The sequence below is a fragment of the Methanolobus sp. WCC1 genome, assembly GCF_045690315.1.
Lineage (GTDB): Archaea > Halobacteriota > Methanosarcinia > Methanosarcinales > Methanosarcinaceae > Methanolobus > Methanolobus tindarius.
On record NZ_CP146979.1, the window covers coordinates 2,745,510 to 2,765,492 of the forward strand.

Consider the following 19,983-nt stretch of genomic DNA (forward strand, 5'->3'; position numbering starts at 1 on the left):
ACCACTCTCCAAAAAATAAAAAAAGCGAATATTATTAAAATCTTATCCATTAATTGATATAAAAATATGCGTGAACAAATTTCCGGAAAATAATGAATCGCATTGAAAGATAATATGTTGATCCCTTAAAATACGACTGATAAAAGTTAAAAGATAGAAAAAAGGACATTTATGTCACAGGTTGCCGCAACTATTGCCAAGCTTCGGAAACTTTATCAGCATTGCAAAAATAATAATTTTAACAGGCAGGAGCAAACATGGACGAAATACCAGAGGAGTACTCAAATATAAAAAAACAATTGAGAGGAGCATCTACTAACGCTCTCCGTTGCATGCAATGTGGAGTTTGCAGCAGTAGTTGCCCGTCCGGAAGGCATACCAGTCTTAATATCCGCAAACTTGTGAAAATTGCAGGCAGAAATCCGGACATAATAAAAAATGAAGAATTATGGATGTGCACGACCTGCTACAACTGCCAGGAAAGATGTCCACGTGGAATTGATATCGTAGATACATTACTGAACATAAGATCAATTTCAGCCCAGCATGGAATTATTTTTCCCGAACACAGAGAAGTCTGCCAGATGCTTATCAAATACGGGCATGCAGTCCCCATTAATGATCAAAACAAAATTAAAAGAACAGAGATAGGTCTGGAAGAACTGCCGGAAACCGTACATAAATACACAGATTCACTTAACGAAGTAAAAAAACTTCTAACGTCATGTGGTTTTGAGATATTCACTGAAAAGAATACAGACTATAATGAGAATACGGAGAAAACAGCATGAAAGGATTGTCACTTTTCCTCGGATGCCTTGTGCCCAACAGGTATCCCGGCATTGAACTTGCCACCAAATTATGTCTTGCCACATTAGACATTGACTGCAGCGATCTTCCAGGTGCATCCTGTTGTCCTGCCCCGGGAGTGTTCCGCTCTTTCGATAAAAGTTCCTGGCTCACACTTGCAAGTCGCAATATAGTCCTTTCAGAAGAAATGGAAAGAGATATCCTCACAATATGCAACGGGTGTTTTAGCACACTTGCTGATGCAAACCACATTATCCAGAAAGATGAACTGGCAAAAGATGAGGTGAATTCTCATCTGCAAAAGATAGGCAGGGAAGTTAAAGGCAATATTGATGTCAGACATATAATAGAGTATCTTTATCAGGAGTTTGGGACAGAAAAGATCAGTTCATTTGTGCAAAGGCCGCTGGACATCAGAATCGCAGTCCATTACGGTTGTCACTTGATTAAGCCTACAAAAGAAAGATGGCTTGGAGGTTCTGAAAGGCCTGCATTCTTTGATGAACTTATAACTGCACTTGGTTCAACAAGTGTGGAATACCCGGACAAGATGGCATGCTGTGGAGCCGGCGGAGGTGTTCGTTCTGCTATGAAAGAAAGATCTCTGAAAATGACAGAGGCAAAACTTGCAAAAATACAGGAAGCAGGTGTGGACTGTATAGTAAACTCATGCCCTTTCTGCCACATGCAGCTTGACAGCGGCCAGGATGAAATCAAGGAGCTAACAGGAACTGAATTTGAAATACCAGTACTCCACTACACACAACTTCTTGGAATTGCACTTGGATTGCCCCCCGAAATGCTTGGAATTGACACGGGCATTGAAAAGAACAGGAAACTCATGGAACTTCTGGACTCCCGGATAGAATCATAGAATCCTATAACAATTCTTGATTCCTGATTTTAGAAAATATACAATAAAAATCAATTGGTTTCCCTGCGAGAAAGGTTTTTCACCAATAACTTTAAGATATTGAATGTTATTACGTGAGTAGCACAACATGAGCGTGTGGCCTAGTCAGGATATGGCGGCAGCCTCCTAAGCTGCAAGCCGGGGGTTCAAATCCCTTCACGCTCGCTATTTCTCTTTTTAACAATTACCGGAGATTGATGGTTGATAATAAGAAAGGCTAAAGTTAATGATATTCCTGCAATTAAAAGCATCATAGACATCTACGCAAAACAGGAGATGATGCTTCCCCGTTCATTGAGCGAGCTGTATGAATTTACTCGCAGTTTTCACGTCTGCGAGATTGACGGGGAAATAATCGGGTGCTGTGCCCTTCAGGTTAGCTGGGAGGACATGGCAGAAGTTTTATCATTTGCAGTTAAGAAGGAATACAGAGACAAGGGCATCGGAACAAAACTTGTCAAAGCCTGTCTGGAAGAATCAGATGAACTTGGAATAAACAAAGTGTTCACACTAACTTATGCAGTTCCTTTCTTTGAAAAACAGGGATTTGAGATAATAGACAAGCAGATGCTTCCACATAAAGTATGGACCGGATGCATCAAGTGTCCCAAATTCCCGAACTGCGATGAAGTAGCAATGATGAAAGAAGTATGAAACATCATTCACTTTTATCTGATTGCAGGGACTTTTCAAAATAAACCGTCCCACTCTCTTCTTTTACTACTGAAAAACCATTTTTAAGGTAGATAGATATGGCTTTTTTCAGAGAAGAATCTGTTTTCAGCTTAACCTTAGTATAATTAATCTCAGCATAATTCAGGGCTTTCTGAAAAAGAGTAAAACCGAGACCTTCACCCCTGCACTCTTTTTTTACATAAAGTCTTTTAATCTCACATACATCTGAGCCAACATTCTTTACTGCAGATGTCCCTACAATTTCATCATCTGAAAGACACATAAAAAAAGCACCGCCTTTTTCAAGATATATTCCCTGAATATCATCGAGATCAAAATCCTTAACCGGATCATAATCAAAACCTTCTCCGGCAAGTACAGCTATTACAAATGACTTTACCATTGAAGAATATTCATTTGAGAACGGCAAAACAATCATTCAAGATATTCCCCGGAGTTTTTAAGGAAATCCATTGCCACAGAATACAACAATTCCACACCATGTAGCAACACGTCTTCATCAATATCAAAACTTGAAGAATGATTCCCTTCCATGATTCCTTTTTCAATATTTCTTGTGCCTATTATTGCATACATACCTGGAACTTCCTGCAGGTAGTAAGCAAAATCTTCTGCACCAAATATTGGTTTTGCATGGGTGTTTACTTGTTCAAATTTACTTTTAAGAAGTAAAGAGGCTCTTTCTGTGAAAAGTGGATCATTAAAAAGGACAGGATAACCACGATAAACATTCAGGTCATATGAAGGAACCCCTTCCAGATACGCCATTGTATACGAATGCATTAGCGAATCAAGCAAATCGTACATTATCTGTTCTATAATATCAATGTCATTATCATCAAACGTCCTGAAACTACCAACAAGTTCAAGTTCATCAGGGGTTCTGTTGAATTGCTTACCACTGTTCACAGTACCAAATCCGATTACATGATCGGAAATATCCACTTTCCGGGAAACAGCAGGCTTTAAAGCAGAAATAAACTCAGCAGCAATCTGAATCGGGTCGATGCACATATCGGGTGTTGCATGGTGACCGCCTTTTCCGAATATCTTTAAAGTGAAGCGATTAGAGCTCGCCATTAAAGGCCCGGAGCGCACGTTTATCTGACCTATATCCACATCACCAAAAATATGTAGTCCGATAATAGCATCCACACTTTCCAGGCCACCTTCCCTTATTACTCTGATAGCGCCCCCTGGAGGGACTTCTTCTGCTGGCTGAAAAATGAATCTGACAGTACCGCATATTTTCTTTCGATTCTCTTTCACCATGCGGGCAACACCCAGAACAATAGCCATGTGCCCGTCATGACCGCAAGCATGCATGACACCAGGATTCTGGGAAATATATTCATGGTTTTCTGGAGAAGGCACCTCGTGTGCCGCAAGGGCATCAATATCAGAACGTATGGCAATGCATGGACCGGAAGAAGCGCCTCTAACTTCTGCAATTACACCCGTATCAGCGATCTTTCTGCAATCTATCCCGAGTTCCCTCAGTACGGACATTATACTTGACTGCGTACCGTACTCATGAAAACTGAGCTCCGGATTTCGGTGGAACTCTCTTCGGATCTCACGTACCCATTTTTCAAATGATTGCAAATTTTATCACCATTCATGCAGACATATTTTTAAAAATTACAAATATAGAAACCATTGTAGAAACCACTTCAGAGACTATCAATATAAAGCCATAGATAGACATGTTGCTGAAGTATATTAGATGTTATCATTAGATTTTATCTGAACAGACCCTGAACAATAAAAGTCGTACTATTTTTATGTGAAAAGGCAGTTACCTGTACAGAGTTGAATACTAACAGGAAGGCTAAATATGACAAAAACAAGACTCAGGGATTTCCTTGTAACAGAAGATGACTGGATCTTTGCAGTTTCCGATTATTTCCACCCACATGGAGTCAGGTCCACATTAAGGTACGTGCCGGATGAAAACGGAGAGCGCGAACTTGACGGGAAACGCTACAAGAAATATGATTTTGATGTTGCTTTTGATTTTATGCGCCAGAACCGCCCTGAATGGGTAGAAGATGTACATGTAGTCCCTGAAGAGAAAATCAAAAAAGTGCTTCCCCCATCAAGTGCCATCGAAAAGTGGTACGGTGTTGACAGCAGAGTGACAGTTGTTGTGGACACCCTTGAAAAAGCCGGAATCAGCAGGGATGTGATGGGAATAACAGGATCACTCCTGCCGGGACTTCAGAACAAAGGTTCAGACATTGATTTTGTTGTTTACGGTGAACAGTGGTTCGTTGCAAGGGATGCTATCGCAAAAGCAAAATCAGAAGATGGGCCTATAGAGGATATAGATTTGAACATGTGGAAACGCATATACAATAAGCGCATCCCGGAGATATCTTTTGAAGAATTTATGGTCCACGAGAAGAGAAAAGGAAATCGTGGAATGGTAGAAGGTACTTATTTTGATCTTCTTTTTGTCAGGGACTGGGAACAGATTAAGCACCCTACTCAGAGAGGCGAGGACATTGGCACAATGAAGATAGAAGCAAAAGTTACAAATGCCGATCTTGCATTTGATGCCCCTTCTGTTTACAAAGTGGACCACGATGAAATTGACCATGTGCTTTCGTATACTCACACTTATGCAGGACAGGCTCTTGCAGGAGAGACTATTGAAGCTCAAGGTGTTGTGGAACAGGTAGGAGACATCAAAAGACTTGTAGTTGGCACTTCCAGGGAACCAAAGGGCGAATGGATTCGTTCACTTACACTGCTTGAAAAAGAAGGATTTATTTGAGATACAAAATTAGAAACCAATTTTAATTTTAAATTTTAAAAAAGACATAAAGGCGGTTTAGCCACCGCCTGTTACCTGGCCGATATCATAACCAGCCTCATTTTCGGCATTATAAGAACGCATATAAGATTCTGCAGCCTCTGCAGAGGTGCGCTCTTTCATTTCACCTTTTAGTTCACTTTCATCTGTAATGACAAGTACCTCCGGCTTATAGAACAAGCCGGTACTGTCAAGTAATACCCAGACACCTTCTTCATCTTTAGTAAGATCGGTAACTCTTCCCACAGTACCTGTGTTCAGGTATCTCACAACAGAACCAACTTCAATGGGACTGCCATCCATACTTAAAGCCTCGATCTTTTCTGAATCGTCCACAATATTACTCCTTAAATTGTTACTTTGAAGATATATGAGCCTTACAGATTTAATAGTTAAGCATCCTGAGCGATCTCAAGACGAAGATCACCAATGGTTGCAACCCTTTCGGCAAAGGCGTTGTGCCTGTGGATACTTTCTTCATTTATCTGCTTGATAGTGATAACTGCTTCATCAGGAAGATGTTCGAAGTCTTTGACAACATTCTTTGCCATTGTTCTGACACAGTCCTCAACAAACTTTGGATTATTGTGAGCGGTCTGAACGACATTTGCCTCATCAGCCCTTTTAAGAAGCTCAAAGACACTTGCACTCATTGACTTTTCGATAATTTCAATGATTCCCTCGAGTGAAACATAAACGTTTCCGATAACTTCGATTGAGATAATACCGCGTCCACGCTGGTTGTGTGTTGCCATTGGGACCCTGTGAAGGAACTCTGCAATGTGCTTGTTATCAACACCGATATTCTCGAGTTCCTGCCTTGCGTTATCCCTCATGATTTCCTGGGCACATGGACATGCAGTCATCCCTACAACTTCAGCACCGATGAGTTTCTTGACTTTCATGTTTTCTACATCTTCACGCATTGCGATAGCTTCAGCAAAGATATCAACAACTTCCTGGCATTCCATCTTTGTTGAAGGGGATTCTCTTTTGAGAACATACTCACTTTTAAGAATTACTTCTGCGCGGGTTGCGTATTCATGACGCTTCAAAAGGCTCTGGGCAACATCACTGCAAAGCTGTTCGATTTCATAGACAGGCATGTTTACTGCCTTCTCGAGAACTTCATCGACAGCCTCAAAGTTACGTGAGAGATTTGCACCTTTCAGGTGTGATGGCAAATCTACAAAAATATCAAAGGTACAGATGAGGATTACCGGACGCTTGTCCCTCCTTTTAATCTGTACGAGTTTTTTTACGTTAGTAACACCGACGCGTGTCAGGTTAATGGGTATCTGGGGCTTGTTAGCCTGTATATCTGGTAATTTGACAACCGGGACTTCCATAATTATACCTCTAAAATCAAGTAAAGGATGAGGATCCGGTCTGCAAATACAGATACCGGATAGTAATTATATCATGGTGAAAGGGATTCATTACATGTAAATGTTGTGTTACAGCCCTGGAATGGTAAAAGAAAAGAAAATAGAAATATAAGAATATAATAAGTTATAATGCGGCAACCGATTGCATAAATGATATAAATCACTAACGGTTTACAAATCAAGTTAACTTGACATGTTGCCACATACCGCTCTGATAAATGAAGCTACTTTTGTAAAATTATATAAAAATACACCCATATTCTGCCGAAATAATTGCTCTAAATAGTAGTAAATACTACAAAACGAGAACAAAAGACGACATTAAAAGAAAAATATATATACCTTATATACTAAATACGGTTAGCAGATGTAATCGCATAATGATTACGAGGTGACATCATGTCTGAAACAAGAAATTTTGTGTTAAGAGACAAGAAAGGAAATGAGCACGGGGTATTCACTGGAAAGCAGCCAAGACAGGCAGCTTTGAAGGTGGCAAACAGAGGTAAAGGTAAGAAGTCAAAGCCAGAGGAGATTAGACTCCGCGAGCGTGGAACAAAGAAAGTACACGTATTCAAAGGATGGAAAGAGATTGTCGACGCTCCAAAGAACAAGCCAGACTGGATGCCTGACAAGATAAACAAACCATTCGTAAAGAAGGTCGGCATCGAGAAACTCGAAAAAGTCTGATTTTCATAAAAGACCCAACTACGGGTCTTTTGTTTTACTTTCCTGATTCTTGTTTTCATTCAATAAATAGCCACAAACAACTGGATTCTTTGTAGCAGTAACTATTTTTAAATCAATTGAGCATATTAACAGAGAGCTCCGGCTATTATTTGATGAGTAGCCGAATCCAGAAAATAATCATAGGTAAACATCATGACACTTAATCGAGAGAATGTACTGATCGAAGCATTGCCATACATAAGAGATTTTTATGGCTCCATAATGGTGATCAAGGTAGGTGGTCACGCAATGGTCAATCCTGAAGTAATGAGCGATATCATACAGGACGTAGTCCTTTTAAGATTCGTGGGAATCCATCCCATAATCGTGCATGGAGGGGGACCTGAAATTTCAGAAAAGATGAAACGGATGGGCAAGGAATCTCAATTTGTAGGCGGCCTGCGGGTAACAGACGATGAAACTCTTGAGATAGCACGCATGGTTCTTGTAGGAAATATCAATACGGAAATCGTTGCGCTCATAGGCAAGCACGGTGGAAAAGGAGTCGGACTTTCAGGCAAGGATGGAAAAACCATCATAGCCAAAAAGAAGCCATCACAGAAGATCATGATCGAGGATGTGGAGCATGAAGTAGACCTCGGCTGGGTGGGCGATACTGAGATAATCAACACCGAGCTTATTAATATACTCATAAAAGAAGACTACATCCCGGTAATCTCACCAATTGCCATGGACATCAACGGAAAAGCCCTGAACATAAATGCTGATACCGTTGCAGGCGATATTGCTGCTGCGCTGAAAGCTAAAAAACTCATATTGATGACAGACGTTCCCGGTCTTCTCAAAGACATTAATGACAGAAGCTCACGCATATCCAGAGTTGCCATTGAGGATATAGAGGAACTGGTTGACAGTGGACTAATATCTGGCGGAATGATACCTAAAATGAGGAGTGCCGCAACATCAGTTACCAGCGGTGTCGAAAAGATTCACATTATCGATGGAAGCGTCTCACACTCAATATTACTTGAGTTATTCACTGACACCGGAATCGGAACAATGGTATTTAAAAGAGAAGATGAGTGAAAACTCATCTTAAGATTTCATTTTCAAATAAAAAACCAATCAAATCAATCGAGGATCGGACTGCCGAAGGTGTGGTCTTCCAGTTCCAGAACCTGCTCCCATAGATCTTTGCAATCACAGGACAAATGCTCAAAGCATGATAAATCCTGCGTCAATGAGAACAACCTTATTGCATCGGCAACATCGTGACTGCATTCCCTGCAATTATGTGGTCCTCTTTTTGAACCTGCACCAACAGGGTCAGACGTAATAATCATATCAGGAAACTCTGCCTTTGTTCTCTGAAGAATGTCTACAATGCTCCAGAGCCATGGCGGACGATATTGTTTCCTGTCCCAGAGATATTCAACATAAGTTCCTCGCTGGACATTACAGAGATTGATTGAAAATGTATCAGTGTACTCTGCCGCATCACGGACAGTCTGAACAATATCTTCAAGGGCCTCTTTTTCTGAAAGGAACAGAGGTTTGAGCATAAGATACGACTTTACGGTTGCACCGTTTTCCCTAGCTGCAATCGCTGCATCTGCAAAGTTCTGGAAACTAAAGCCTTTATTGATAGATTGCTTGCGTATGACATCAGAACTTGTCTCAAGACCCATTGCAACTTCAAAGTCCGTGTTCTTAAGAACTGAAACACAATCCTTCACATTTTCTTCGGTCACAAACTCAGGACGAGTCTCTGCCAGAACTTTGACAATCCTTTCATCGCCGTCCAGCTTTTCAAGTATCCTGTGCCTTACCTCAATGGGAATCTCCTTTGTGTCAAGGAAACTACCGGAGGTAAATATCTTGACCATGAAACGGTCATAGTCTGAAACTTTCCTCATTGCCTTTTCGAGCTGTGCCATCAGGTCATCATCTGAAGGTACGTCCTGTGCGCTGTCATAGACATAACCGCACATGGTACAGCCGCCTGCCTTGCCCCACCAGCATCCGGAGGTCTTAAAGATAATAGTAATAGTATCTATCTCACCAGATTCAATGACATCCTTCCCAGTCCATGAGGCTGCAGGAACATCTAAAGGAGAAAGTTTTATCCTCTGGCGATTTCGAATATCAATAACTGCTTTGTTGAGTGACATTTGTCTTGCTCTGGTAAATTAGATGATTACTCGAACTCGATTGTTGCAGGTGGCTTTGGAGTAAGGTCATAAAGTACTCTTGCAACTGAAGGAATCTCAGCGGTGATCCTTGATTCAATCTTCCTGAGGACACTCCATGGGAGTTCCATTGCCTCTGCAGTCATTCCATCTCTTGAACCGACTGCCCTGACAGCAACAATCCATCCGTGTACCCTTACATCACCTTTCACACCGGTTCCCTTTCCGACAATTGCGGCAAAGGTCTGCCATGGATGGAACTGTTCAACGAGTTCTTCCTCAACGATTGCATTGGCTTCCCTTACAGCGTCAACAAGCTCTTCGGTTACCTCGCCAACAATCCTTACGGAAAGTCCAGGTCCCGGGAATGGCATTCTCTCAGATATCTCGTGTGGAAGCTCAAGTGCACGGGCAACTTCACGAACCTCATCTTTGTAAAGGTCATCTATAGGCTCTACAATTGCCTTGAAGTCCATAACTGATGGAAGGCCGCCTACATTATGGTGGGACTTGATTCCGCCTTCTGATTCAATTCTGTCCGGGTAGATGGTTCCCTGAATGAGATATTCAGCCTTGAGTAATTTTGCTTCTTCCTCAAAAACACGAATAAATGCCTCACCAACTGCCTTGCGCTTCTCTTCAGGATCATCGAGACCTGCAAGTGCTGAAAGGAAACGGTCTTTTGCGTCTACGACCTCAAGGTTCATGTCGGAGAATATTTCCTTTATTCTCTCAGTCTCACCTTTACGCATGAGACCTGTGTCAATGTAAATTGGTGTAAGTTTGTCACCGATGGCACGATGTGCAAGTATTGCGCAGACTGAACTGTCCACACCACCAGAGAGTGCTATGATGGCTTTTCCATCTATCTGCTTCTGGATTTTATCTATTGCTTTAGGAATGAATTTGTCTACTTTTACCATGAATGAGAACTCCGATTATAAGATTACTATGAATTTTACCCTGAAATAGTGTTTCGTACATATTAATGCTCGCCCGGAGATAAGAGCCTTACCGGAGAAAAATAAAAAGTATTTACAAAATAGCCTACCATGTACCGAATTTGATTATTTAGAAAAATTGTTGCTTAACATTGTTTCTTATTCTAATATATTCTCGAAATATAAATAGAAAATATTGAAGAGTTCATACTGCATACGTGGCAGTTTTTAATCAAAGGGGTTTTAGAATGAGAAAAATTATAGTTATTTTATTGAGTTTATTAGCCTTGTTTGTAGTCGTTGCAGGCGCAAATGGAGGTTGTACTAATTGCGATTATGGATGTGACTGTGAAGGCGTGGTCATCACTTTTGAAGACACAACATGCGGAGAAACAATAGGAACACAGTACAATGGAGTTACGTTTGAACCTGCAATGTCCGGAAGCGCATCAAACGGTAACAAAGTAGCAGAATTCACAGAAACAACAACTATTAGTTTCTTCCCGGAAGTTTCCTGCGTGAGCTTTAAACATAGTAGCTATGCAGGGACTCAAGCTACAGCATACGATAATCAGGGAAATGTAGTTGATACAGCATCAGGAGGAAATTTGTTTATTCCTGAAATTATAGAATTAGCGTCTAACGGAGACAGTTGCATATCCTACATTACAATTACCTACCAGGAAACAGGATATGCTGAGTTTGCATGGATCGATAACCTGAAGTTCTGCACATGCCAGAGAGAGGAGATTCCGGAGTTCCCAACTATTGCCATACCAATGCTAGCTATAATGAGTCTTGCACTTGTTATGCAGCGCAGAAGACAATAAACAGGAATGATTTCAGGGAAAATATCCCCTCCTCTTTTTCTCCTGAAATCATCCATTACCCCCTCTTTTTTGATTCTAATTTTACTGTACTGAATAGTAGAATACTTTCACCCTGCATACCCGAAGATTAAATACGTCAGTAACATATATTCAGGAAAAACAAGTATGGTCTAAAGATGCACGAGACTCTCAGCAAGTACTTCGGATATTCTGATTTTCGTCCTTTACAAAAGGAAATAATCAATGATGTGTTAAATGACCGTGATACTTTTGTTCTTATGCCTACCGGGGGAGGAAAATCTCTTTGCTACCAGCTCCCTGCACTGCTTAAAGATGGTATCACAGTTGTGGTCTCGCCGCTGATATCCCTTATGAAGGACCAGGTTGACAGTCTGAAAGAGAATGGTGTTGATGCCGCATACCTTAACAGTACACTGAAACCTGCCCAGTCAAAACGCATTTATGAAGAGCTGAAAAGAGGGGAAATCAAAATTCTCTATGTGGCACCTGAAAGGTTGACGATGTCAGGCACCATCACACTTCTTAAGAGTCTTAACGTAAGCCTTTTTGCCATTGATGAAAGTCACTGCATCTCAGAATGGGGACATGATTTTAGACCGGAGTACAGAAAACTCGGCATGTTAAAAAAGAAGTTTCCGGAAATACCCATTATTGCACTGACCGCCACAGCTACCCCAAAGGTAAGAGAAGACACCATAAAACAACTTGGTATCGAGCGGTGTGGAGTATACATTGCAAGCTTTAACAGGCAGAACCTGTTTTACCGTGTGCGTGCCAAGAAAGACACATATAACAACCTTCTGAAGTACCTGCGGAAAAAGAAAGGTGAAAGCGGAATAATTTACTGTCAGAGCCGCAGGACTGTGGACAGCCTGACAACCAAACTCAGGAAAGACGGATTTAATGCACTTTCATACCATGCAGGCCTTACAGATCTCCAGAGAGCAAAGAACCAGGAGATGTTCATCAAAGACAGGGCAGACATTGTTGTTGCTACCATTGCCTTTGGAATGGGAATCGACAAACCCAATGTTCGTTTTGTCATACATTATGACCTTCCCAAAAATCTTGAAGGATATTACCAGGAAACCGGCAGAGGAGGACGAGACGGACTTGAATGTGAATGTGTACTCTTTTTCAGTCGAGGTGACAAATACAAAATTGAGTATTTCATCAAACAAAAAGACAAAAAGGAAGAAAGAGACATCGCAATCAAGCAGCTCAATGACATGGTGGACTACTGTGAAAGTAACATCTGTCGCCGAAAAGTATTGCTGAGGTATTTCGGAGAAGAAATACCAGAGGATAATTGTGGGAAATGTGATGTTTGCCTACAGCCACGTATAGAAGTTGATGGAACTACAGAAGCCAGACTGATAATCAAATGCATTCAGGATCTCAACCAGAGATTTGGAATGAACCAGGTCATAGATGTGCTTACCGGTAGCAGGGCAAAGAAGATCACAGACAAAAAACACCATCTGCTCAAAAGTTTCGGGCAGGGAGACAAATATTCCAAAAATGAATGGCAGGATATGGCACGAGAGATGGTCAGACAGGATGTAATCAAAGTAGAGGGAGCACGTTATCCACTTCTTAAACTCAACAAGAAGAGCCTGGAAATACTTGATGGAAAAAGAACTGTGACTTTTACCCGAAAAGTAGAGGATGCGCAAACAGAATATGAACCAGTTATATCTGATATCGATGAGGATGAATTTGAGGAAGAATGCAATCCAGTCGTTCATCGCAGAATCAGCGATGACCCTGATAAAATCCTATTTGACAAATTAAAAGAGCTGCGCATATCCCTGGCGCAGATGCAGGATGTACCACCTTACATCATATTTGCAGATACAAGTCTTCGCCAGATGGCTGCAAGAAGACCAGCTACAAAGGAAGAAATGTTGAAAATAACAGGGGTTGGTGAGTACAAACTCAAAAAATATGGCGACATGTTCCTCAAAGCTATTGCAGAACATTTAGAAGCTGAAGAAGCATCAAAGCCGGGAAATAAAGAAGCCAAAAAGAAAGTTCCTGCAAAAGAAAAAAATAAAGCTGATATTTCCAAAAACAGCATTCAAAAACCGGCTCTTAAAAAAGAAATAGTTCTTAAGGCACTGGACGAACTTGAAGATGACCTCATCAGAAGTATAAAAGATAAACTGGGTGGAAACTATTCAGATGATGAAATCAGAAGTGTTTACTCGTCAATTGTTAAAAGAAAATGAGAAAACACTGATTCTGTAAATCATACTCCTCAGAGATTATTCACATGTATCAAGAAGGTGTCTTTTAGGGCGAACCCTCTGATCACCAGGATGAATCGGGTTTACCTTTGCCTTTTGATCATCTTCTTTCTGCTTTTTGTTTTCAGGTTTATTTTCTTCCATTGACCCATCTCCAATTAATTATTTGAAAGAAACAATATTAAAACCTGATGCAAAACAGAACTCAAAAAGAGATTAAAATGCAATTCACATCATCATGAATTGCATTGTCAGCTGGAATATAAGATCCCCATAGACAACCGCTGTTATGAATCCGGCAGTTATTGGAATCATAAACGGAAGACCTGGAGTTATCCATACACCATCTTTTACTTTGCCTTCTTTCTGATACATTTTCAGCTCTTTAATCACATCAGAACTGATTTCTGTACCTGACCTTGAAAATTTGAACTTTAAACCGTCTTTTGTATCCTCGTAAGAATCGATCATACGGAAATGGCCTTTTTCCAGTTTTGATATTGGAGTGATATATCCTATGAACATGTAAAGTGGCCTTCTCAAAGATTCAGATGGGTTCTTCACCAGATTATACAGGCACAGTCCTATCGGAACTATTACAGTAAGAATTACGGAATTGCCAAATACACTGAAAGCAAAGAGGTTGATTGGAGGAACTCCGGTGAGTGGGAGACTTGTGGAACCCAACTCTATTGCAGGGAACGTTGGAATTATCAGCGAGATAACCATTAATATTTTAGCATCTGCGCCTCCGAAGGCTCCGACCTGGAAAAGGATGTACACAAAAGCGAATATGAAGAGGAACGACAATATGTTGCGTACCAGATAAGGGAGGCCATAGGTCATCAGGTCGTACATGATAAATATGAATCCCACACCGAACATCATAAACCATACATTATTGGAAACACGCCGGGTTTTGATATCCGAATAGCAGGAATATAACAAAAAAGGCATGCATGCAAGCACTTTTAACAATTCAATCATTTCAGTGTTTCTCCCATTTCTTAAGTTTCATGACTTCAGATAATGTTGCACCCCTGCGAATCTCTTCAAAAAGACGCTGCTCCGTCTTTTCAACCTCTTTAGCACGTCTAGAGATCTCATAGGCGCGTTCTTTTGGAATGACAACGACTCCACTGTCATCACCCACAATGTAATCACCAGGGTTTACAGTCTGGTTCCCGCAAACAATTTCAGAATTTATTTCACCGAAACCTTTGGGTTCACCTGCATTGGGCACATGACAGGTAGCAAATACAGGAAGTCCTATTTTCCGAATCTCATCGATGTCCCGCACGGCACCATCGATAACCACACCAGCAACTCCTTTATTAAGGCAGCTCAAAGTGGCAAGTCCTCCCCAGGGAGCAACATGCCTGCTTCCATTGTAGATTACGATTACATCGCCTTCCTTTGCTTCATCTATGGCCTCAACTGCTTTTGCCCAGTCTCCTTTGAAGGTCTGGACAGTTACCGCAGTACCTACCATCTTTTTGCCTTCCCTCATTGGGAAGATATCCTGCATGGCACCTTTCCTGTGCATGGCATCGGAAATGTTGGATGTTGAAACTGTTTCCAGTATCGCTCTTATTTCCTCATCCTTTGAAACTTTCATGGACCTGACAGTTGAAGGTGAATCAACACTTCCTCTGATGGTTTTTGCAGAAGCAGTCACATTGGATGAACGGACGATATTTCCACCGACAATCACAATGTCAGCACCTGCGCTTACGGCCTCGGCACATGATGCCGCGTCCAGACCCCCTGCAATTGCAACGGGAATATTGACTTTCCTGACCACTTCCTTCATGATGGAAAGTGAATCGTGACCCTCCATCTGCTGGTCAATACCTGCATGTACGTTTATGTAATCAACACCCAGCTTTTCCACTTCCATACTGCGGAAAACAGGCTCATTTGCAGAGATTAAGTCTGCCATAATCTTTACTCCGTACTTTCTGGCCGCACGTACAGATTCAAGTATAGTGGAATCGTCTGCACTTGCAAGGACAACTATGATATCAGCACCTGCCTTAGCTCCCATTTCAACTTCCATTGCACCGGTATCTGTTATTTTCATATCAGCAATGATGGTCTTATCAGGGAAAGCTTCCCTTAGTTTTCTGATAACATCCATACCCTCACTTTTTATGAGAGGAGTCCCGGCCTCAAGCCAGTCTGCACCGCCTTCCAGAGATTCTTTTGCTATCTGTATTGCCCTGTCGGTTTCCAGGAGATCAAGAGCAACCTGAATAATTGGTTTATTAGGATCAACTTTGGACATACTTACACTACTAAAATACTTGAAAACCTATAAATTTAATCACGTAAAAATTAATATTGTTAAATTTTGGGAGCTGAAATGAAGGATAATGAAGAGATTTCCAACAGAGAAAGAGAAAAACTGTTAAAAAGCCTTCATAGTAGTCTTTTCTGGGTAGGAGAAGAGATACCTTATAAGGTTATAATCGACGGAAAGGAAGTGCACCTGCATGAGATAGTATGGGAGATCGTTAACAAGCCCAGGATAGAAAGAAGCGATGTGGAAAACATCGATAGACTTCTTGAACTGCTGACAGCTAAGGAAAATGAGTATGAGGAATGTCTTGGGAAGGGACATCTTAGCTCTGATGAAGCAAATCATATTTTTGAGAAAGCTGCAGGCATTCGCAGGGCCATTATGGACCTTAAAGAATTAACAACATCTGCAAAAAGAAAGGCTATTTTCAAGTGCAGACACATCTGTGATGATGTTGAAACATGCGAGTGGGACAGCCTTACTGAGGAGATGAAAGATAAATGCTGGAGCAAAAAGTCCTGAGTCAGCAGGCAAATATTATATCCCATGCAATGCCTTTAGTAGTCGATGAATTTTAAGGACCAACCTATCATTTCTATGAGGAATTTCTCCAGAGAGATGATCGACCATATACTCGCTGCTGCTGAAAAGATGGAACCGATTGCACGCGGAGAAGAAAGGTCGGACCTGCTTTCAGGAAAGATTCTTGCAGTTCTTTTTTTTGAACCAAGTACAAGAACTCGAATGTCTTTTGAAACTGCAATGCTCAGGCTTGGAGGAGATGTTTTAAACCTGGGTTCGGTGGATGCCAGTTCTATTGCAAAGGGTGAAACACTTGCAGATACCATCAGAGTTGTTGACGGCTATGTCGATGCCATTGTTCTCCGCCATCCGAAAGAAGGAGCGGCACATCTTGCATCTGAATTCTCCAGTGTACCGATTCTTAATGCAGGTGACGGCGCTGGCCATCACCCCACTCAAACCCTGCTTGACCTTTATACAATCAAGCGTGAAAGCCACCTTGAAGACTTAAAAATTGCACTTGCAGGTGATCTCAAATATGGAAGAACAGTTCATTCATTATGTTACGCACTTTCACATTACGGCGCACAGATAACCCTGATATCCCCTAAAGAATTGCGTATGCCGGAAGAAATAATCAATGATATCATTGAAAGGGGAGCCAAGATAAAAGAAGTGGATACCATAGAAGAAGCTGCAGGGGATGTGGATGTGCTTTACATGACGCGTATACAGAAAGAGAGATTCCCTGATCCTGCGGAGTACCGCAAAGTGGCTAACAAACTGAAGATCAACCTGGAAACTCTGAAGAATGCAAAGCCGGAACTCAAGATTATGCATCCACTTCCAAGAGTGAATGAGATAGATGCTAGTGTGGATGCTACACCACACGCCTGCTACTTTAAACAGGCATTCTATGGCGTGCCTGTGAGAATGGCACTTCTTGGACTGGTATTAGGAGCGATAGAATGACCGATATTGAGACAGAGCTCAGGGTGAGCAGGATAGAGAATGGTACTGTCATCGACCATATCACCGCAGGCAAGGCTCTTAATGTATTGAAGATCCTCGGACTTCCTGATTCATCAAAAGGAGTTGTTAGTGTTGTGATCAACTCCAAAGGAAGATATGGAAAAAAAGATGTAGTTAAAGTCGAGAACCGTGAGCTGAATGTTGAAGAAGTTGATAAAATAGCACTCATTTCACCAAATGCTACAATCAACATCATACGCGACTTTAATGTTGCCAGCAAGTACAAAGTACACATACCGGCTTTTGTAGAAGGAGTTGTCAGCTGTATAAATCCTAACTGTATATCCAACAGCAATGAACCTATTACATCAAAGTTTACTGTAGATACCGAAAACATATTCCTGAAACTCAGATGTTATTATTGCGGAAGAGTAATCTCCGAAAATATTGCAGAGCACCTGCTATGAAAGAATTAAAAAAATAAAAAAAGGAAGAAACGATTGGAGTTTGGAGGTAGTAACAATGGCATCAAAAGTTGTCATGCTACAATACATATTATATATAGACAAATATATAATATCGATGACCATTGTTAATTATTTTTTATGCCATATTGTGCACACATTTTCCGATAACTGTGCCACAAATGAACATAGGCCTGCCAAAAAAAGAGGGATTTATAACCCCAGTATATCCTGCATGGTATAAAGACCAGAGTCAGCGTTGCCAATCCAGGCTGCTGCTTTGACTGCACCACCAGCGAAAGCCTGCCTTGAATGTGCCTGATGCTTTATCTCTATTCTCTCACCATCACCTGCAAAAAGAACAGTGTGATCTCCAACTATGTCTCCACCGCGTACTGCATGGATACCAATCTCTTTTCCGCGAGGTGCAAAGCCCTCACGGCCGTACACAAATTCCTTGCCGCCAAGTGCTTCACTAATGACTTTTGCTGCACCCAGTGCGGTTCCGCTAGGTGCATCTTTTTTGTGCATGTGGTGAGCTTCTATGATCTCAATGTCCATGTCACCAAGATATTTTGATGCTTCTGCAAGTATTTTAAAGAAAACGTTTACTCCTACTGAATAGTTCGGAGAGATAATTCCTGCAACATTGTTGCTGATAATTGAATCTTCAATTGCTTTTTTCTGCTCAGAAGAAAGACCTGTAGTTCCTATCACAAGACTCACACCGGCTGATGCGGCCTTTGGTGCATTTACAGCAGTTGCATCTGCAATTGTAAAATCAATAAGAACCTGAGTTTTAGATTCCTTCAGGACAGACTCAATATCCTCTACGCTCGATATAGCAACTCCCAATGAACCTATCTGAGCTACCTCACCGACATCCTTACCGATGTTCATAAGATCAAAGGCTGATGTTAATTTCAGGTCGTCGAATTTGAGAATATTATCAATAATAAGTCTTCCCATTCTTCCGGAAGCGCCGGTTACACCAACATTGATCATGCAATACACCCCATCTTGCGTAGGACAGTTTCAAGAAGAACACTGTTCTCATCACTTAATGGCGCAAGAGGGAGCCTCATGTCACCACTTGAAAGACCTATAAGTTCTACTGCCCTCTTTACAGGTATAGGGTTTGTTTCTGTGAACAATGCACGTATAAGTGGTGCTACCTCAAAGTGAATCCTTCTGGCAGTTTCAAGGTCGCTGGCCTTTACAGCTTCAGCAAGTTGTACCATCTTAGCAGGAACAATATTAGCAACCACAGAAATTACACCTGCACCGCCTATGGCCATTGATGGAAACGTAAGACCGTCCTCTCCTGAAAGGACCTCAAAGTCTTCGTCTGCAGTTTCTTCAATAATCTGTGAAAACTTGCCAAGACTACCGCTTGCTTCCTTGACAGCCACGATATTCTCAACCTTTGAAAGCTCTACAATAACTTCCAGTGGCATGTCCTGTCCTGTACGGGATGGGACATTGTATAAGACTATAGGAATATCTGAAGCTTCTGCTATCTTTTTAAAATGAGCTATCAGCCCTGCGTTGTTGGGCCGGATATAATATGGGGATATTATAAGAGCACCATCTGCTCCCGCGTCAGCTGCGTGTTTAGTAAGTTCCACCGCCTCTGCAGTGTTGTTAGAACCTGTACCGGCAATGACAGGAACCTTAGCGCAATCTACACAAAGATTAATCAGCTCTTTGTGTTCCCTGGTCTCCAGGGTTGCGGATTCACCGGTCGTGCCACAGACAACAACTCCGGAAACGCCACCTTCTTCTACAAAATTGACAATGTTTTTGAAACTTTCTGAATCAACAGAACCGTCCTTTAAGAATGGCGTTACAAGAGCAGGTAAAACTCCTTCGAACATGGGAACATCCCCTCTCCAGAAACCTTACTCTCTTGGCTTATGGGTCATCTTTCTTGTCACGTAACCTGCTACACGGTTTCTGATAACCTTGCTCTCGATGGTTGTGTACTTTGTCACAAGGTGCTTGTTTGTGTCAAAGTCTGTTGTAAATACGTTACCGTGGTTTTCGGCTAAGCGAATTGCGATTCTCTTGATATTTGTTTGTCTAATATTTCCCATGATAATTCTCCATTATTATGAATTAATTATTTGATGAAACTTGAAACTTTATAGTAGTAACTTGTGTCGGGGTTATAATAAA

23 protein-coding genes and 1 tRNA gene are annotated in these 19,983 nt (G+C 41.4%); 12 read left to right on the top strand and 12 right to left on the bottom strand.

All coding sequences use genetic code 11. The features are described 5' to 3' along the window. Window positions 1-257: 257 nt before the first annotated feature. From hdrC to V7O61_RS13010, 4 genes are all read left to right on the top strand, one after another. Window positions 258-791 carry a CoB--CoM heterodisulfide reductase subunit C gene (gene hdrC / locus V7O61_RS12995; protein WP_407283364.1) on the top strand — a complete coding sequence of 178 codons (534 nt, stop codon included), beginning with the start codon at window positions 258-260 and terminating at the stop codon, window positions 789-791. Then, window positions 788-1,684: a CoB--CoM heterodisulfide reductase subunit B gene (gene hdrB, locus V7O61_RS13000; RefSeq protein ID WP_407283363.1), complete on the top strand. Its 897-nt coding sequence runs from the start codon at window positions 788-790 to the stop codon at window positions 1,682-1,684. Before hdrC ends, hdrB begins: the two co-directional genes overlap by 4 nt. Window positions 1,685-1,813: 129 nt before the next feature. Beyond that, window positions 1,814-1,888: transfer RNA gene (locus V7O61_RS13005), tRNA-Arg, on the top strand. A gap of 36 nt (window positions 1,889-1,924) precedes the next feature. Then, on the top strand, window positions 1,925-2,377 hold the full coding sequence (locus V7O61_RS13010; protein ID WP_023845545.1) for an N-acetyltransferase: 453 nt from the start codon (window positions 1,925-1,927) through the stop codon (window positions 2,375-2,377). A gap of 4 nt (window positions 2,378-2,381) precedes the next feature. Here V7O61_RS13010 and V7O61_RS13015 read toward each other — a convergent pair whose 3' ends face one another. Continuing rightward, the gene (locus V7O61_RS13015; RefSeq protein ID WP_407283362.1) at window positions 2,382-2,837 is read right to left on the bottom strand and encodes a GNAT family N-acetyltransferase; all 456 of its coding nucleotides are present in this window, start codon (window positions 2,835-2,837) and stop codon (window positions 2,382-2,384) included. Further along, window positions 2,834-4,024, bottom strand: coding sequence for a M20 family metallopeptidase (locus tag V7O61_RS13020; RefSeq protein ID WP_407283361.1), 1,191 nt, complete (start codon window positions 4,022-4,024; stop codon window positions 2,834-2,836). The genes V7O61_RS13015 and V7O61_RS13020 overlap by 4 nt, the downstream gene beginning before the upstream one ends. 232 nt (window positions 4,025-4,256) lie before the next feature. Between V7O61_RS13020 and V7O61_RS13025 the strand changes: the two genes are divergently transcribed. After that, window positions 4,257-5,198 (top strand): nucleotidyltransferase domain-containing protein, encoded by a 942-nt coding sequence (locus tag V7O61_RS13025; RefSeq protein WP_407283360.1) that lies wholly within the window; start codon window positions 4,257-4,259, stop codon window positions 5,196-5,198. A 57-nt stretch (window positions 5,199-5,255) separates the two neighbouring features. On the opposite strand, the gene V7O61_RS13030 is transcribed toward V7O61_RS13025, so the two are convergent. Next, window positions 5,256-5,573, bottom strand: a complete 318-nt coding sequence (locus V7O61_RS13030) for a DUF2098 domain-containing protein (protein ID WP_288070960.1) — start codon at window positions 5,571-5,573, stop codon at window positions 5,256-5,258. A 56-nt stretch (window positions 5,574-5,629) separates the two neighbouring features. Beyond that, on the bottom strand, window positions 5,630-6,586 hold the full coding sequence (gene mptA / locus V7O61_RS13035; protein ID WP_288070962.1) for a GTP cyclohydrolase MptA: 957 nt from the start codon (window positions 6,584-6,586) through the stop codon (window positions 5,630-5,632). Between the two features lie 438 nt (window positions 6,587-7,024). Between mptA and V7O61_RS13040 the strand changes: the two genes are divergently transcribed. Both V7O61_RS13040 and argB read left to right on the top strand, forming a co-directional pair. Continuing rightward, window positions 7,025-7,315, top strand: a complete 291-nt coding sequence (locus V7O61_RS13040) for a non-histone chromosomal MC1 family protein (RefSeq protein WP_023845540.1) — start codon at window positions 7,025-7,027, stop codon at window positions 7,313-7,315. 192 nt (window positions 7,316-7,507) lie between these two features. Then, window positions 7,508-8,401, top strand: a complete 894-nt coding sequence (gene argB / locus V7O61_RS13045) for an acetylglutamate kinase (RefSeq protein ID WP_407283359.1) — start codon at window positions 7,508-7,510, stop codon at window positions 8,399-8,401. Window positions 8,402-8,445: 44 nt separating this feature from the next. Here argB and V7O61_RS13050 read toward each other — a convergent pair whose 3' ends face one another. Further along, a complete protein-coding gene (locus V7O61_RS13050) occupies window positions 8,446-9,486 on the bottom strand; it encodes an archaeosine biosynthesis radical SAM protein RaSEA (RefSeq protein ID WP_407283358.1) in 1,041 nt (346 codons plus the stop codon). 26 nt (window positions 9,487-9,512) lie between these two features. Next, the gene (gene guaA, locus V7O61_RS13055; protein ID WP_288070632.1) at window positions 9,513-10,427 is read right to left on the bottom strand and encodes a glutamine-hydrolyzing GMP synthase; all 915 of its coding nucleotides are present in this window, start codon (window positions 10,425-10,427) and stop codon (window positions 9,513-9,515) included. A 266-nt stretch (window positions 10,428-10,693) separates the two neighbouring features. Here guaA and V7O61_RS13060 point away from each other — a divergent pair, with 266 nt between their 5' ends. Both V7O61_RS13060 and recQ read left to right on the top strand, forming a co-directional pair. Beyond that, entirely contained in the window at window positions 10,694-11,275 is a 582-nt protein-coding gene (locus V7O61_RS13060; protein ID WP_407283357.1) for a PEF-CTERM sorting domain-containing protein, read from the top strand. Between the two features lie 176 nt (window positions 11,276-11,451). Beyond that, the gene (gene recQ, locus V7O61_RS13065; protein ID WP_407283356.1) at window positions 11,452-13,527 is read left to right on the top strand and encodes a DNA helicase RecQ; all 2,076 of its coding nucleotides are present in this window, start codon (window positions 11,452-11,454) and stop codon (window positions 13,525-13,527) included. Between the two features lie 36 nt (window positions 13,528-13,563). Here the strand turns inward: recQ and V7O61_RS13070 are convergent, their stop codons facing one another. The 3 genes from V7O61_RS13070 to hxlA all read right to left on the bottom strand — a co-directional run bounded on the left by V7O61_RS13070 (window position 13,564) and on the right by hxlA (window position 15,832). Beyond that, entirely contained in the window at window positions 13,564-13,689 is a 126-nt protein-coding gene (locus V7O61_RS13070; protein ID WP_023845534.1) for a hypothetical protein, read from the bottom strand. A gap of 84 nt (window positions 13,690-13,773) precedes the next feature. Further along, the gene (locus tag V7O61_RS13075) at window positions 13,774-14,532 is read right to left on the bottom strand and encodes an A24 family peptidase C-terminal domain-containing protein (protein WP_407283355.1); all 759 of its coding nucleotides are present in this window, start codon (window positions 14,530-14,532) and stop codon (window positions 13,774-13,776) included. A 1-nt stretch (window position 14,533) separates the two neighbouring features. Beyond that, a complete protein-coding gene (hxlA, locus tag V7O61_RS13080; RefSeq protein ID WP_407283354.1) occupies window positions 14,534-15,832 on the bottom strand; it encodes a 3-hexulose-6-phosphate synthase in 1,299 nt (432 codons plus the stop codon). Window positions 15,833-15,910: 78 nt separating this feature from the next. Here hxlA and V7O61_RS13085 point away from each other — a divergent pair, with 78 nt between their 5' ends. The 3 genes from V7O61_RS13085 to pyrI are packed head-to-tail and all read left to right on the top strand — an operon-like array spanning window position 15,911 to window position 17,808. Then, window positions 15,911-16,369 (top strand): DUF5788 family protein, encoded by a 459-nt coding sequence (locus V7O61_RS13085; RefSeq protein ID WP_407283353.1) that lies wholly within the window; start codon window positions 15,911-15,913, stop codon window positions 16,367-16,369. A gap of 45 nt (window positions 16,370-16,414) precedes the next feature. Then, on the top strand, window positions 16,415-17,341 hold the full coding sequence (gene pyrB / locus V7O61_RS13090; protein ID WP_288070348.1) for an aspartate carbamoyltransferase: 927 nt from the start codon (window positions 16,415-16,417) through the stop codon (window positions 17,339-17,341). Further along, window positions 17,338-17,808 (top strand): aspartate carbamoyltransferase regulatory subunit, encoded by a 471-nt coding sequence (gene pyrI / locus V7O61_RS13095; protein ID WP_023845529.1) that lies wholly within the window; start codon window positions 17,338-17,340, stop codon window positions 17,806-17,808. Before pyrB ends, pyrI begins: the two co-directional genes overlap by 4 nt. 210 nt (window positions 17,809-18,018) lie before the next feature. Here pyrI and dapB read toward each other — a convergent pair whose 3' ends face one another. Genes dapB through V7O61_RS13110 form a run of 3 tightly spaced genes read right to left on the bottom strand, consistent with a single transcriptional unit; the run spans window position 18,019 to window position 19,901 of the window. Beyond that, entirely contained in the window at window positions 18,019-18,810 is a 792-nt protein-coding gene (gene dapB / locus V7O61_RS13100; RefSeq protein WP_407283352.1) for a 4-hydroxy-tetrahydrodipicolinate reductase, read from the bottom strand. Further along, window positions 18,807-19,682: a 4-hydroxy-tetrahydrodipicolinate synthase gene (gene dapA / locus V7O61_RS13105; protein ID WP_407283351.1), complete on the bottom strand. Its 876-nt coding sequence runs from the start codon at window positions 19,680-19,682 to the stop codon at window positions 18,807-18,809. The genes dapB and dapA overlap by 4 nt, the downstream gene beginning before the upstream one ends. A 24-nt stretch (window positions 19,683-19,706) precedes the next feature. Beyond that, window positions 19,707-19,901 (bottom strand): 30S ribosomal protein S17e, encoded by a 195-nt coding sequence (locus V7O61_RS13110; RefSeq protein ID WP_023845525.1) that lies wholly within the window; start codon window positions 19,899-19,901, stop codon window positions 19,707-19,709. Window positions 19,902-19,983 lie beyond the last annotated feature (82 nt).

Excerpts from the sequence above, each read along its gene's own strand:
- hdrC (WP_407283364.1), top strand. The coding sequence starts at position 258 with ATGGACGAAATACCAGAGGAGTACTCAAATATAAAAAAACAATTGAGA.
- hdrB (WP_407283363.1), top strand. The coding sequence starts at position 788 with ATGAAAGGATTGTCACTTTTCCTCGGATGCCTTGTGCCCAACAGGTAT.
- V7O61_RS13015 (WP_407283362.1), bottom strand. The coding sequence starts at position 2,837 with ATGATTGTTTTGCCGTTCTCAAATGAATATTCTTCAATGGTAAAGTCA.
- V7O61_RS13025 (WP_407283360.1), top strand. The coding sequence starts at position 4,257 with ATGACAAAAACAAGACTCAGGGATTTCCTTGTAACAGAAGATGACTGG.
- mptA (WP_288070962.1), bottom strand. The coding sequence starts at position 6,586 with ATGGAAGTCCCGGTTGTCAAATTACCAGATATACAGGCTAACAAGCCC.
- V7O61_RS13040 (WP_023845540.1), top strand. The coding sequence starts at position 7,025 with ATGTCTGAAACAAGAAATTTTGTGTTAAGAGACAAGAAAGGAAATGAG.
- argB (WP_407283359.1), top strand. The coding sequence starts at position 7,508 with ATGACACTTAATCGAGAGAATGTACTGATCGAAGCATTGCCATACATA.
- V7O61_RS13050 (WP_407283358.1), bottom strand. The coding sequence starts at position 9,486 with ATGTCACTCAACAAAGCAGTTATTGATATTCGAAATCGCCAGAGGATA.
- guaA (WP_288070632.1), bottom strand. The coding sequence starts at position 10,427 with ATGGTAAAAGTAGACAAATTCATTCCTAAAGCAATAGATAAAATCCAG.
- V7O61_RS13060 (WP_407283357.1), top strand. The coding sequence starts at position 10,694 with ATGAGAAAAATTATAGTTATTTTATTGAGTTTATTAGCCTTGTTTGTA.
- recQ (WP_407283356.1), top strand. The coding sequence starts at position 11,452 with ATGCACGAGACTCTCAGCAAGTACTTCGGATATTCTGATTTTCGTCCT.
- V7O61_RS13070 (WP_023845534.1), bottom strand. The coding sequence starts at position 13,689 with ATGGAAGAAAATAAACCTGAAAACAAAAAGCAGAAAGAAGATGATCAA.
- V7O61_RS13075 (WP_407283355.1), bottom strand. The coding sequence starts at position 14,532 with ATGATTGAATTGTTAAAAGTGCTTGCATGCATGCCTTTTTTGTTATAT.
- hxlA (WP_407283354.1), bottom strand. The coding sequence starts at position 15,832 with ATGTCCAAAGTTGATCCTAATAAACCAATTATTCAGGTTGCTCTTGAT.
- V7O61_RS13085 (WP_407283353.1), top strand. The coding sequence starts at position 15,911 with ATGAAGGATAATGAAGAGATTTCCAACAGAGAAAGAGAAAAACTGTTA.
- pyrB (WP_288070348.1), top strand. The coding sequence starts at position 16,415 with ATGAATTTTAAGGACCAACCTATCATTTCTATGAGGAATTTCTCCAGA.
- pyrI (WP_023845529.1), top strand. The coding sequence starts at position 17,338 with ATGACCGATATTGAGACAGAGCTCAGGGTGAGCAGGATAGAGAATGGT.
- dapB (WP_407283352.1), bottom strand. The coding sequence starts at position 18,810 with ATGATCAATGTTGGTGTAACCGGCGCTTCCGGAAGAATGGGAAGACTT.
- dapA (WP_407283351.1), bottom strand. The coding sequence starts at position 19,682 with ATGTTCGAAGGAGTTTTACCTGCTCTTGTAACGCCATTCTTAAAGGAC.
- V7O61_RS13110 (WP_023845525.1), bottom strand. The coding sequence starts at position 19,901 with ATGGGAAATATTAGACAAACAAATATCAAGAGAATCGCAATTCGCTTA.